The 12,324-nt window shown below is 59.6% G+C and carries 12 protein-coding genes; 3 read left to right on the top strand and 9 right to left on the bottom strand.

Going from position 1 to position 12,324, the window contains the following annotated elements; translation table 11 throughout:
* Positions 1-3: 3 nt before the first annotated feature.
* Positions 4-669 carry a GntR family transcriptional regulator gene (locus ROSMUCSMR3_RS09560; protein ID WP_037297925.1) on the top strand — a complete coding sequence of 222 codons (666 nt, stop codon included), beginning with the start codon at positions 4-6 and terminating at the stop codon, positions 667-669.
* 35 nt (positions 670-704) lie between these two features.
* Here ROSMUCSMR3_RS09560 and ROSMUCSMR3_RS09555 read toward each other — a convergent pair whose 3' ends face one another.
* Genes ROSMUCSMR3_RS09555 through ROSMUCSMR3_RS09515 form a run of 9 tightly spaced genes read right to left on the bottom strand, consistent with a single transcriptional unit; the run spans position 705 to position 9,560 of the window.
* Positions 705-1,805: an NAD(P)/FAD-dependent oxidoreductase gene (locus ROSMUCSMR3_RS09555; protein ID WP_081507181.1), complete on the bottom strand. Its 1,101-nt coding sequence runs from the start codon at positions 1,803-1,805 to the stop codon at positions 705-707.
* 2 nt (positions 1,806-1,807) lie between these two features.
* A complete protein-coding gene (locus ROSMUCSMR3_RS09550; protein WP_081507180.1) occupies positions 1,808-2,830 on the bottom strand; it encodes a histone deacetylase family protein in 1,023 nt (340 codons plus the stop codon).
* Positions 2,827-3,270 carry a GNAT family N-acetyltransferase gene (locus ROSMUCSMR3_RS09545; protein ID WP_237183573.1) on the bottom strand — a complete coding sequence of 148 codons (444 nt, stop codon included), beginning with the start codon at positions 3,268-3,270 and terminating at the stop codon, positions 2,827-2,829. The genes ROSMUCSMR3_RS09550 and ROSMUCSMR3_RS09545 overlap by 4 nt, the downstream gene beginning before the upstream one ends.
* 39 nt (positions 3,271-3,309) lie before the next feature.
* The gene (locus ROSMUCSMR3_RS09540) at positions 3,310-4,236 is read right to left on the bottom strand and encodes a 3-keto-5-aminohexanoate cleavage protein (protein ID WP_081507178.1); all 927 of its coding nucleotides are present in this window, start codon (positions 4,234-4,236) and stop codon (positions 3,310-3,312) included.
* Positions 4,236-5,588, bottom strand: coding sequence for an aspartate aminotransferase family protein (locus ROSMUCSMR3_RS09535; RefSeq protein ID WP_081507177.1), 1,353 nt, complete (start codon positions 5,586-5,588; stop codon positions 4,236-4,238). The genes ROSMUCSMR3_RS09540 and ROSMUCSMR3_RS09535 overlap by 1 nt, the downstream gene beginning before the upstream one ends.
* Positions 5,589-5,592: 4 nt before the next feature.
* Positions 5,593-6,663, bottom strand: a complete 1,071-nt coding sequence (locus ROSMUCSMR3_RS09530; RefSeq protein WP_008281246.1) for an ABC transporter ATP-binding protein — start codon at positions 6,661-6,663, stop codon at positions 5,593-5,595.
* Between the two features lie 53 nt (positions 6,664-6,716).
* Positions 6,717-7,859 carry an ABC transporter substrate-binding protein gene (locus tag ROSMUCSMR3_RS09525; protein WP_008281247.1) on the bottom strand — a complete coding sequence of 381 codons (1,143 nt, stop codon included), beginning with the start codon at positions 7,857-7,859 and terminating at the stop codon, positions 6,717-6,719.
* A gap of 34 nt (positions 7,860-7,893) precedes the next feature.
* Entirely contained in the window at positions 7,894-8,679 is a 786-nt protein-coding gene (locus tag ROSMUCSMR3_RS09520; protein WP_081507176.1) for an ABC transporter permease, read from the bottom strand.
* Positions 8,679-9,560, bottom strand: coding sequence for an ABC transporter permease (locus tag ROSMUCSMR3_RS09515; protein WP_237183572.1), 882 nt, complete (start codon positions 9,558-9,560; stop codon positions 8,679-8,681). Before ROSMUCSMR3_RS09515 ends, ROSMUCSMR3_RS09520 begins: the two co-directional genes overlap by 1 nt.
* A 94-nt stretch (positions 9,561-9,654) precedes the next feature.
* Between ROSMUCSMR3_RS09515 and ROSMUCSMR3_RS09510 the strand changes: the two genes are divergently transcribed.
* Both ROSMUCSMR3_RS09510 and ROSMUCSMR3_RS09505 read left to right on the top strand, forming a co-directional pair.
* A complete protein-coding gene (locus tag ROSMUCSMR3_RS09510; protein ID WP_008281250.1) occupies positions 9,655-10,614 on the top strand; it encodes a LysR family transcriptional regulator in 960 nt (319 codons plus the stop codon).
* Positions 10,615-10,733: 119 nt separating this feature from the next.
* Positions 10,734-12,287 (top strand): NAD(P)-binding protein, encoded by a 1,554-nt coding sequence (locus tag ROSMUCSMR3_RS09505; RefSeq protein ID WP_008281251.1) that lies wholly within the window; start codon positions 10,734-10,736, stop codon positions 12,285-12,287.
* Positions 12,288-12,324: the final 37 nt, after the last annotated feature.

Here is a 12,324-nt window from a genome sequence, read left to right as displayed (position 1 = left end):
CCCATGACCGCCCTCAAACCCGATCCGATTGGCCGCACCGCGCTCGCCGTTGAGATCACAAATCGACTGCGTCAGATGATCCTTGAGGGGCAATTGCAGCCCGGGGAGAAGATCAACGAAAAGGCCCTGACCGAGCAATTCGGCGTGTCGCGCACACCGCTACGCGAGGCGCTCAAGGTTTTGGCGGCAGAGGGATTGCTTGACCTTATCCCGCATCGCGGCGCGGTCATCACCCGTCAGAGCGAGGCAGAATTGGCAGAGGTGTTCTGCGTGCTTGCCGCACTTGAGGGCTTGGCCGGCGAATTGGCCACGATGCAGGCAAGCGCAGAGACCGTGCAGGACATCGCAGAGATGACAACGGCCCTGCGACGGACCTATGACGAGGCGGATCGCCCGACGTATTTCCGCATCAATCAAGCGATTCACAAAGCGGTTCTGGCCGCAGCTGAAAATGAGACTTTGCTGCGTGCGCATGAGCTTTTGGCCTTTCGGGTGCAGCGGGCACGCTATCAGGCCAACCTGACCCCCGAACGCTGGCGCGCGGCAGTAGAAGAGCATGAGGCCATTCTGGACGCGCTGCGCACGCGGGATGCGGAGCGTTGCGGTAAACTGATGAAAGATCACCTGCTGCGCAAGTTCGCATCGATCAAGGCCAAAACGCAGGCCTGAGCGCAGGGCTGCAGACCTTGTGCAGCGGGGTGCTGCTATTCTAGCCCGAACCGCCCCGGCTCCATGGCCGCCAGCACCTCCGACGAGACGTCTGGTGCAACCCCCGCAATCAGCGCCGCTGTCAGGCGTGACAATGCGGGGGCGGTCTGCACCCCGTAGCCGCCTTGCCCGGCCAGCCAGAAAAAGCCTGTCGCGCGCGGATCAAATCCCACTACGGGCGTTCGGTCAGGGGCAAAGGTGCGGAGGCCTGCCCAGCTATGCTCTACCCGTGTCACCGACACGCTGACCGCCTGCTCGAACCGATGCAGCCCCTCGGCCAGCACCATGTCATCGGCCCAGGCATCATGCGGTTCTACCGGGTCTTCATCGGCGGGGGAAACCATCAGCTTGCCTGCCTCGGGCTTGGCATACCATGTCTCTGCGATAGAGCCAAAGATAGGCCAATGCTCTGTTTCATAGCCCTGGGGTGTTGGAATGATCGCGGCCGAGCGCCGGTAGGGCTGCAATCCTGCGCGCGGCACTCCGGCCAAGGCGGACACGTCATCCGCCCAGCCACCTGCCGCGTTGATGATGATCGGGGCGCTATGCTGTTCCTGTGCGGTCTTGACCTGCCAGAGCCCGGCGCGATGCGACAGGCCGGTCACCACAGCACCTGTAACGATTCGTCCCCCCCTTGCCCGTAGCATCCGCGCATAGCCTTGTAGCAAACGGTCCACGTCGATGCCGCGCGCGCCGCGTTCGATCATCGCCCCGGCAATACGGTCGGCGCGCAGGATCGGCACAATCTCGGCGGCCTCCTTGCCGGTCAGCCGGTCAATGCCGGTCGAGCCGTCGAGATAGGCGTCGAGGATTGGCAATTCTTCCTCGGAGGCAACCATAAGTTCGCCGCGCGGGCTAAGCAGCGGTTGGTCGCTGATTTCGCCCGGCTGCTCAAAGATCGGTTCCGCCACGGCATTGAGTGCGCGCAGCGTGGCATTGCCATAGTTGCGAATAAAGATAGCGGCTGAGCGGCCTGTGGCGTGATAGCCAATCTGCCCCTCCATTTCGAGCACCAATACATCAGCCCCGCCGCGTGCCAGTTCCGCAGCAGCGCTGATCCCGGCGATACCGCCGCCGATCACGATCACATCGGCCATGATCAAGCCCCCTCATATCCTGTCAAAACCGATGTAAGGTTCTGGCCTAATTCCTGACAGAGATACCCGCCCTCTTGCACAAAGAGTGTCTGTATCCCCAGCCTGGCAATCGCGGCCCCGATGCGCGCAAACCCGGGTGTGGTGATCGCCAGACCCTGAAACGGGTCGCCCTCATAGGCATCAAGACCGAGGGCCACGACCACGACATCAGCCCCGAAATTCGCCACCCGCTCTAACGCGGTGTCGAGTGTTTTCAGATAGGCGTCATCCCCGGTGCCGCGCTCAAGCGGTAGATTGAGGTTATAGCCGGTGCCGCGCCCGGTGCCGCGCTCATCGGCATGGCCCCAGAAGAATGGATAGAACCGCGCCGGATCGGCATGGATCGAGACAGTCAGCACATCGTCGCGGTCATAGAATATCCCTTGGGTTCCGTTGCCGTGATGCACATCAACATCAAGGATCGCGGCGCGCATGCCGCTTGTGCGCAGCCGCTCTGCCGCAATCCCGGCGTTGTTGAAAAAGCAGAACCCACCCGCCAGATCGCCAAAGGCATGATGCCCCGGCGGGCGGCAAAGGGCATAGGCGGCAAGCTCGCCAGCGGCGAGCATATCGGCCCCAGTGATGGCGGTCTGTGCTGACCAATAGGCCGCTTCCCACGTGCCCGCCCCGATGGGACAGGCGGTATCGGCCTGATGATAGCCCGCTTGGCCTACGGCGGATTTGGGATAACTGTCGCTGCGATTGGCAGGGTGAACATTTGGGATCACCTCATCCCCTGCGCCGTCGATGCGTTGCCATCGGGTGTAAATATTGCGCAGGAAAGTCACATATTCTGGCGAATGAAGCGCCGCGATGGGCCCAAGACCGGCATCCTTTGGCGCAACAAAGTCACAACCGGCTGCTTTGGCCCCGTCCGTCAGGCGCGCGATACGCTCAGGCTGCTCGGGGCAGGGTTTGATCACCCCGTTCGCCATGAAATGTTTGGGGTCGTGTCGCCATTGCCGATCGTCGAAAATCGCCTTCATCCGTCTTCTCCCTTCAGCCGCCGCATCGCAGGCTGCGGCAGGCGCATCTGCGTGGCCTGCGGTTGCGCCTCGAATCCAAGGCGCTCATAAAACCGCCGCGAGGCGGGTGTATGCGCATAAACCGCCAGCATCATCCATTCCGCCTGCCACAGCGTGCCTGCGCGGCGCGCTACCTCGGACAAAAGCGTGCGGCCAAGTCCCTGACCGCGCGCTGCTTCTGTGACCCAAAGGTCGGAGACATAGACGCCTGCCGCCCCGCGTACGGTGGAAAAAAGCGGGCCAAAGAGGGCCGCACCGATCAGATCGCCCTCGAGCGCGAGCAGGCCGTATGCCGCCGGTATCTTGCCTGTCAGCCCGGCGCGCAACGCGTCAAGACCGGCGCTATGCGCATCGCCCAAATCCGCGCTCAGCTGGCGCAGGGCCGCGTCTAGCAACGCCATGTCGTCCTCTGTTTCGACTGCGCGAAAATCTACCATGGGTCAGATCGCCACCCGGTCAGCACCCTTGAGGCCCAGCAGAGTGCGGGCCTCATTGGGGCTGGCCACGACGCGCCCCAACGCCTCGACAATGCCGCGCACTTTGATGACTTGCTCCGCGTTAGAGCGCGCAAGCGTGCCGCGTCCGATGGTCAGACTATCCTCAAGCCCGACGCGCACATGGCCGCCCATCGCCGCCGCCTGCGCCGCCATCGGCATCTGATGCCGTCCCGCGGCCAGAACGGAAAACATATAGTCCTGACCAAAAAGCTTGTCTGCGATGCGCACAAGATGCGTGAGGTTCTCGGGGTCCGCGCCCATTCCGCCCAAGACGCCAAAAACAAACTGAATGAAATAAGGGGCGCGGATCAGCCCGCGATCCGCGAAATGTCGGAGCATATAGAGGTGGCTCAGGTCGTAGCACTCAAACTCGAACCGCGCGCCGCGCTCTTGGCCCAGTTGCGTCAGAATGCGGGCGATGTCGCGGGGCGTGTTCTTGAACACCAGATCGTCGGACCCTTCGAGAAAGGGTTTTTCCCAGTCGTGCTGCCAGTCGGCGATCCGCTCTGCCATTGGATAGAGCGCAAAATTCATTGTGCCCATGTTGAGTGAGGCCATTTCCGGCGCGGCCTCTTTCGGCGCGGCGAGGCGTTCATCCAGCGTCATCGTGGCGCTGCCCCCGGTCGAGAGGTTCAGGACCGCATCACAGCCTTCTTTCAGGCGTGGTAGAAAGGCCTGGAAATGCTCTGGTTTTGCAGAGGGCCGCCCGGTCTTTGGATCACGGGCGTGCAGGTGAAGAATAGCCGCGCCCGCCACGGCCGCCTCGATCCCTGCGCGGGCGATGTCATCGCCGGTGATGGGCAGGTGCGGCGACATGGACGGCGTATGGATCGAGCCTGTAAGTGCGCAAGTAATTATGATTTCGCGCATTATAAAGCTCGCTCCAGTGCCGGGCGAATTTCATCGGTAAACTCTGCCAGCGATGCATCCAGCATTTCGGTGATCTCGTCCAGATGCGTCTCGGTCACGATCATCGGGGGGGCGACGATGATATGGTCCCCCTCAACCCCGTCACGGGTGCGGCGGGCGTAGACGATCAGACCTTTCTCATAGGCGATCTGCACAAATCGGTCGAAGGCGCGCAAACCCTTGGGCAGCGGGGCCTTGGTGCCGCGATCCGCCATGAATTCGAACGCGGTCAGCAGCCCCTTGCCGCGCACATCACCGATGATGGCATAGCGCTGCATCAAGCCACGCAAACGCTCTTGCAGGCGGTCACCCATGCGGGCGGCATTGCCCACCAAATCCATCCGCTCAATCTCGTCGATCACGGCGAGACCGGCGGCGCAGGCCAGTGGGTTGCCTGCGTAAGTAAAGCCGTGGAGAAAGCCGCCAGCGTCCAAGACCGGCTCGACCAACCGCTCATGCGCAACCATCGCACCCAGTGGCACGTATCCAGCGGCAAAGCCCTTTGACATGACGATAATATCAGGAGCGAGGTTCCAATGTTCAGAGGCGAGGAATTTGCCGGTCCGTCCTGCGCCGGTCATTACCTCGTCCAGAATGAAAAGCACGCCGTATTTGCGGCAAATCTCCTGCACCCTCTCCATATAACCGCGCGGTGGCACCAGAGCGCCCGTTGAGGCCCCGCCGATAGGCTCAACCACAAAGGCAAGCACGCTCTCGGGGCCTTCCTCGATGATCTTGGCCTCGAGCATGTCGGCATAGTGATGCCCGGTCGCCTCTTTGTCGGCGTCCAGCCCATCGAGATAGGCGCGCGGTGCGGGAATTTTCGGCATTGCCTGCATCATCGGCGCAAAGGGATCGGTGAGCGGCGCATAAGAGGTGATGGCAAGCGCGCCTAGCGTACAGCCATGGTAGGATGGTGCGCGGCTTATGATCTTCCAACGGCTGCCCTCTCCGATGGCCAGCGCATATTGGCGCGCCAGCTTCAGTGCGGATTCCACGGCCTCGGACCCGCCCGAGACAAAGAACACCCGGTTCAGCCCCTCAGGGCAGAGGGCGGCGGTCTTGGCGGCAAGTTTCTCGGAGGCCTCGGTCTCGAAATGCAAGCGGTAGCCAAAGGTGGATTTCTCCATCTGGCGGCGCATCGCGTCGAGCACGTTTTCGTTTGAATGGCCGATATTGCAGACCATCGCGCCAGATGAGCCATCAAGATAGCGCTTGCCATCCACGTCCCACATATAGACGCCGCGCGCCTGATCGAGGACCGGCTTGCGCTCGCGTCCCTGATAGAAAAGGTGAGAGGGTTTTACGTTCATTGTCTTATCCCGGTAACGCCGCACAATCTTGCGGGCGCAAGTGCAGATGCACCGCAGCGCCCACCGCAAATGGGTGGTCGTCGATCATGTTGATGGCTTGTAACTGCGCCTCACCTGCACGCACGAAATACCGCACAGCCTGCCCTTGATAATCCACTGTTTCCACGGTCGCGGGAACAGAAATCACACCCTCGGGCGCGGGATCGCGCGCGAGCCTCAGCTTTTCGGCGCGCACCACCAGCTTGGCTGGGCCGGTGCCGCTCAGATTAGGCGCCTTGGCGGCAGGCACACTCACTCGGCCAAATATGGCATCCTCCACGACGACCGCTGCGCCATGTTCGACGCAGCGCGCCTCAGAGATATTGGACGCACCGAGAAAGTTCGCGACAAATTCGCTGGCCGGCGTGTTGTAGACCTCTTCGGGTTTGCCCACTTGCTCTACCCGCCCCTCGGACATGACAACGATCAAATCGGACATGGCCAGCGCCTCGGATTGGTCATGCGTGACAAAGACCGTGGTTACGCCGATCCGTTCTTGGATACGTTTGAGTTCAACGCGCATATCTTCGCGCAGATTGGCATCAAGTGCCGAGAGCGGTTCATCAAGGAGAAGCACATCTGGTTCGATCACGATGGCACGGGCAAGGGCGATGCGCTGTTGTTGCCCGCCCGACAGTTCCTTGGGGTAGCGTTCCCCGACATTGGGCAATTGCACAAGATCAAGCGCAGCCTGCACCTTGGCTGGAATTTCGGATTTTGGGACGTTGCGGTATTTCAGGCCAAACGCCACATTTTCTGCCACAGTCTTGTGCGGGAAAAGCGCGTAATTCTGAAAGACGAGACCAAGATTGCGCTTGTGAATGGGCACGTCGTTGACACGCTTGCCGCCAATGAGGATTTCGCCCTCGGTGGGATCGAGAAGCCCCGCGATCATTCGCAGATTGGTCGTCTTGCCACAGCCCGACGGACCAAGCAGCGTGACAAAAGCCCCCTCGGGAATTTCCAGTGTGGTGCGATGAACGGCGGTAAAGGTGCCGAACCGCTTGACGATGTTCTTCAGGGTGACGGCGCTCATTCGCGGGGTCCTCTCGGGGTGGACCGCGCCCCATATCGGGACGCGGTTCTGGCTCAATACCCGCGCTGCACGCGGCTGAAGGTTTCGGACCATTCGGCCTCATTGCCGTTCCAGTACGTCGGGTTGGCAAAGGTCAGCGATTCAAGCGTGCCGGTTGGGTCGTAGGCGGGCAGGGTTGGGATCTTGGACCCCAGATCCACCTTGGTCCCATCCAGAGCGGGCGGATAATTCTGCCCCTCGGCCACAGCGATTGAGGTTTCAGGCGCGAGCATAAAGTTCAGCAACTCCTCACATGCCTCAACCGGGCTGCCCTTGAGCACGTGCAGACATTCCTGCCAAGCAAAGCTGCCGGGCGCGTCATAATAGCCGATGTCGTGGCCCTGCTGTTGAAGGGCGGCGATGCGGCCAGACCAGCCTTCGGTGACGTAGATCTCTTCTTCGGCCAGAAGGCTCATCAGCTCTGCGCCCGAGGACCAATATTTCAGCGCCAGATCGCGATGGCTGCGGATCGCATCCCAGACCGCTTCCATATCCTGAATGTTGTTCGGGTCCTGACCGGTCTGCAACGCGCCATACCAGACCCGCGTGCGCCAATCTGACCAACCGCCGATCTTGCCCTTGTAAGCGGCGTCAATGAGGATCGAGGCACCTTTTTCTTTCATCTCCTCATCTGAGATGTACTTGCGATTATAGGCCAGCCCCGTGGTTCCATAGTCATAAGGCACAGCCGAGAGGTAATCCGGGGTCACCCGGCGGAAGGCATTGGTCAGCGCATCCATCACCAGCGCCATGTTGGGGATGTTGTCGAGGTTCAACTCGACTGTCAGGCCAAAGTTCACATAGCGCGCATAGTCGAACACGCCGGACAGATGCGCGATGTTATATTCACCCTCTTGGCTAGAGCGGACCTGTGCCAGATATTCATCGCCGCCCGCAAAGGTGCCATCGACCACGGTAATCCCGGTTTCTGCTGTGTAAGGGTCAAACGCATGTTTGCGGAACGCTTCAGACACCACCCCGCCCCAGCCATCAAACCGGACCTGTTTCACATCCTGAGCCTGGGCGAACTTGGCAAAGGGTGTCTGCACACCATATGCGAGGCCCGCAGCGCCGATCAGGCCCAGGAAATTGCGCCGGTCCAGATCGCCGTTGCGATAGCGGTCGAGCAGTCTTTCGTATCGTTTGGTATTGTCCATTTTTAATTCTCCTTGTTGAGGGTTAATGCGGTTCTTAAGTGCCGCCTTTCATGGCGAGTTTGCGGGCCACCGCCGCTCCGAGCAGCGGCAGGCCCACGGTCATCACGATCATCACGGTGCCAAGGGCGTTGATTTCCGGACTGATCGAATTGCGCAGCATCGAGAAGATCTGCGTCGGCACGGTCTCGACCCCGCCGGGTTTCCAAAAGAGCGTGCCGGTGATGTCGTCAAAGCTGATGGTGAAAGCAAAGAGCGCCCCCGCCGCGACGGCGGGCAGCATCAACGGCAGGGTCACGGAAAAGAAGGTCTGCACCGGCGAGGCGCCGAGGCTGAGTGCGGCCTCTTCTACATCGCGCTTGATGCTGACAAGACGCGCCTGCACCACAAGGATCACGAAGGGCAGGGTAAAGATCACATGCCCTGCCAGAAGCAGTGCGAAACTCTTGCCGATGCCCAGCCAGTTGAGAAACAGCAAGAGCGCCACCGCCAGCACCACCTCTGGCACAAGGATAGGCGCAATCAGCAGCGTGGTGATCGCGTTGCGACCGGGGATGTTGTAGCGGACCAAGGCAAGGCTTGCCAAAATCCCCAAGGTCGTCGAGATCACCGCGGTCATCAGACCAAGCACAAGCGACGTGCGAAAGGCGCGCATCACGGCGTCGTTATTCCACAGTTCCTGAAACCAATGCAGCGATACGCCAGTCATCGGAAAACTGCCGAATTGGTTGGCGTTAAATGACAATAGCACCACCACCGCCACCGGCAAAAACATGAAAGCATAGACCATAACGGTCCAAGCGCGGATGATCTGCCACCCCATCAGCCCAGCCCCTTGGCCAGTTGCGCCATGCCGAGATAGCGGTTGTAGATGGCGACCAGCAGCCCCAATACGATCAACAGCAAGAGCGACAGCGCCGATCCAAGTGGCCAGTTCAACTGGGTGATGATCGCCTCAAACACCAGATTTGCGAACATCGCATCGCGTGGCCCGCCAAGAATCACCGGGGTAATATAGGTGCCAGCGCCCAGCACAAAGCAGAGCAAGCCGCCCGCCGCGAGGCCGGGAAGCGAGAGCGGCAAGGTGACTTGGGTAAACGCCTGCCACCGTGTTGCCCCCAGCGAATTGGCAGCATCCTCCAGATTTGTGTCGATGCCCTCAAGGCTCACGTAGACATTGAGCACCATGAAGGGCAGCAAGAAATGCACAAGCCCGAGGATCACCGTGGCCTCGTTATACAGCATCTGGATCGGCTCGTTGATGATGCCAAGCGACAAGAGCAGGGAATTGAGCGCGCCGGATGTGCCCAGAATGTTGATCCAGCTCATCGTGCGGATGATATAGCTGATCCAGAACGGCAGCATAAGCAAGAGCAGCAGCACCATCTTGTTGCCGCGCGAACGGGCGATGAAATAGGCCGCCGGATACCCCATCAGGGCACAGATTGCCGTGGTGATTGCCGCGATTTTCAACGTGTTGAGCAGGATGTCGCGGTAAAACCGATCCGTGAGGGCTTTTTGCCAGTTGTCGAGGTAGAAGCCGACCGTATCCGCGCCCATCGCCGAGCGCAGCCAGAACGAATAGACGACGATGAACATGAGCGGCACAAGCAAAAGAAGCGTCACCGCCCCCAAGGCGGGTGACAACAGAATCCACGGCTGCCTCGCTTCGCGGGCCTCAACCGACATGCGTCTCCCTTTCATGCGCGACCCGTCAAATGCGGGCTTGCGATGAGGGTGCAAAGCAGGCCATCATTAATCAAATAGATAATGGGAATTGTGACAATAGATGTAGCCTATGGATGATCGTAACAGCCCCGAACGCATCATGCGCGAGATGGATTGGAACCTCTTGCGCACCTTTGTCACGCTGGCGCAGTCCAGCTCTGTTACGGATGCTGCACATCGGTTGCGGCTGACGCAGCCGTCTGTGTCTACAGCGTTGAAACGGTTAGAGGAACGGGTTGGCAAACGTCTTATTCACCGCACACCGGGGCATTTCGCACTGACCGAGGCGGGCGAGGTTCTGTATCGCGAGGCGCTGGATATCCAAGGCTCTATTTTGCGCCTCTCGACCCTCATGCGCGATATGACGGATGAGGTGACGGGTCATGTGCGCCTGTCTTTGGCCTCTCACGTGATCTGCCCGCTTTTTGATCAGGTTCTGGCAGAGTTCCATGCTGAAAACCCCCGCGCGACGTTGGCAATCGAGGTGCATTCTTCTGCGCAGGCGATTGAAACGGTGTCGGCGCGCTCGGCCTCCTTTGCCATCTGCCTTGTGCATCAGCGCAACCCCAAGCTAGAGTATATGCGCCTTTATCGAGAGTTCTTTGGCTTGTTTTGCGGGCCGCGCCATGCGCTGTTTGGGCAACGTGATCTCACGCGGGCGGACCTTGCTGGGCGCTCGGCCGTCAGCTTTGAAACCGACCGATTGCAAGACGCCCTCAAACCCGTAACCTTGATGCGGGCACAGGCGGAATTGGGGGATCAGATCATCGCCACCTCCAGCCATCTGGAAGAGGTGCGGCGCATGATCATCGCGGGAATTGGCGTGGGTCCGCTGCCGTTGCATGTGGCGGAGCGCGATGTGCGAGACGGGCTTTTGTGGCAGTTACCCCCCTATGATCAGACGGCGGCGGTTGATGTGCACGTTGTCTGGAATCCGCGCGCCGTGCTCAATCGGGCGGAACAAAGCCTGCTTGATCGGCTATTGGCCCGGATTGACGAAACCCCGATTGAAGAGCGCACCTATCGCTAGAGCTCTGCGCGCAAGGCTTGTGCCCCGCATAAAAGATTCAACCGTTACGCAAATCAGTGTAGCGTCAAAATTGCCCCGTTTCGGGCCAGTTTTTCATCACTGATTCCAGGAGACCTGTTTTGACGCCCACAACAACCTCTCCAGCCGTCACGCTGACCGTTGCCATTGATGGGGCTGCCCCAGTCACCAAAACTTGCGATCTTTTGGTCGTCGCCTGCGAGCCACGCAATCTGAGCAGTATTTGTGACTATACCGCAGCAGAAACAGCGGTCTTTGGTCAGCTGACCAACTTTACCTTTCACACCACTTTGGTGAGGGTAAAGGTGCCCAATCCTGCGCCGCAATATGGCATCATTTTAGCGCCGACAGAGATTTCGGCCATGGCGGGCCATGTCAGTGGGTATCGCAACGAAACAGCCAAGCAATTCTCGTTAGAGACCGCCAACTCCATGACTGAGAACCTTGTCACCGTGTATCAGCTACAGGGTCCGGCCAATCCGCCAATGACCGAGGCGGAGTTTCTCGCCAATCTGGAGCAGACGCTGCCGACGCTCGATTGGTGGCCTTATCCGGATTATGAGATTGTGACCGACAGCACCGGCGCGCCGGTCGATCTGCGGACGCCCTATTTCGACCATTTCGATAATACGGGTCTTCGCGGTGGCGGACCGTGGAATTATCTGGGCCTGCAGGGCAAGAACAACACGGTTTTTGTGCATGGCTCGACCTGCTTTGAATCCGTGCTGCAGTGCTGGCAATATGGCGGGATGCTGCTGGATCAGCAGGCGGCGCTGGGTTGGTCGCTACCTGCCGACAAAGGGGCGCCTATCATTGTGCTGGGGGCTGGGCCTTCGGGCATGATGTTCGCGCATCGGCTGCAAGGTTTGGGCTATACCAATGTCGAAATCCTCGAATCCACAGACCGTTTCGGAGGCAAAACGCATACCGTCACCTACGATACACCATCGCCCAATGGGCAACCCACACCCTGTGAATTGGGCACCTGCTATCTCTCACCCGCGTATGACAAGATGGCCGCGCATTTTGCCGCCTGCGGGTTCATGGACGGGAATATCCGCGAGGGCATGTTTCTGACCGCCGATCACCAGGACCCCGCAGGCCATTCAATCCGCGCCATGGTGACGACAGGGCAGTTTCCCGGCGTGCCTGCCCCGGCCACCTTGATGGATTATGACGACTACACCCTGCTCAAAGGTTACTACGAGGCCAACCAGCCCTTTGCCGATCCGGAAAACTGGATGGCCGGGTTCAATGAGGATAAGGTCAAGGCCGAAATCTTTGTGCGTCTTGCAGAGTATGACGTGCTCTTGGCGATCTACCGTGGGCTTACCCTGCCGATGCCGCTGAGTGCGCCGAAGGAGTTGCTGCAATATGACAGCTTCTACGATTTTCTCGCCAAGAATGATCTGCTGATCCTGACAGGAATGCTGGAATATGCCTATTCGGTGCAGGGATATGGCCCGCTGAAACAAATCCCAGCCTATTATGGCATGATCTGGATTTCATTGCCCCTGACCCTTGGTCTGATTTTCAGCGACAAGCCAGCAGTTACCGTTTTGTCAAAAGGTTGGCTTGATATCTGGAAACAAATGGCCCCGACGCTAAGTATCACTCAAAATGCTCAGGTGACAAAGATCACCCGCTTACCTTAAACTTTGGGGGCGGAACGGGCGCCGCGACGAAGGGGAC

Origin of the sequence: Roseovarius mucosus (assembly GCF_002080415.1) — a bacterium.
GTDB classification, from domain to species: domain Bacteria; phylum Pseudomonadota; class Alphaproteobacteria; order Rhodobacterales; family Rhodobacteraceae; genus Roseovarius; species Roseovarius mucosus_A.
Note: the sequence above shows the minus strand (reverse complement) of the source record. Positions and strands in the feature narration are given on the sequence as shown.

Excerpts from the sequence above, each read along its gene's own strand:
- ROSMUCSMR3_RS09560 (WP_037297925.1), top strand. The coding sequence starts at position 4 with ATGACCGCCCTCAAACCCGATCCGATTGGCCGCACCGCGCTCGCCGTT.
- ROSMUCSMR3_RS09555 (WP_081507181.1), bottom strand. The coding sequence starts at position 1,805 with ATGGCCGATGTGATCGTGATCGGCGGCGGTATCGCCGGGATCAGCGCT.
- ROSMUCSMR3_RS09550 (WP_081507180.1), bottom strand. The coding sequence starts at position 2,830 with ATGAAGGCGATTTTCGACGATCGGCAATGGCGACACGACCCCAAACAT.
- ROSMUCSMR3_RS09545 (WP_237183573.1), bottom strand. The coding sequence starts at position 3,270 with ATGGCGTTGCTAGACGCGGCCCTGCGCCAGCTGAGCGCGGATTTGGGC.
- ROSMUCSMR3_RS09540 (WP_081507178.1), bottom strand. The coding sequence starts at position 4,236 with ATGCGCGAAATCATAATTACTTGCGCACTTACAGGCTCGATCCATACG.
- ROSMUCSMR3_RS09535 (WP_081507177.1), bottom strand. The coding sequence starts at position 5,588 with ATGAACGTAAAACCCTCTCACCTTTTCTATCAGGGACGCGAGCGCAAG.
- ROSMUCSMR3_RS09530 (WP_008281246.1), bottom strand. The coding sequence starts at position 6,663 with ATGAGCGCCGTCACCCTGAAGAACATCGTCAAGCGGTTCGGCACCTTT.
- ROSMUCSMR3_RS09525 (WP_008281247.1), bottom strand. The coding sequence starts at position 7,859 with ATGGACAATACCAAACGATACGAAAGACTGCTCGACCGCTATCGCAAC.
- ROSMUCSMR3_RS09520 (WP_081507176.1), bottom strand. The coding sequence starts at position 8,679 with ATGGGGTGGCAGATCATCCGCGCTTGGACCGTTATGGTCTATGCTTTC.
- ROSMUCSMR3_RS09515 (WP_237183572.1), bottom strand. The coding sequence starts at position 9,560 with ATGAAAGGGAGACGCATGTCGGTTGAGGCCCGCGAAGCGAGGCAGCCG.
- ROSMUCSMR3_RS09510 (WP_008281250.1), top strand. The coding sequence starts at position 9,655 with ATGGATGATCGTAACAGCCCCGAACGCATCATGCGCGAGATGGATTGG.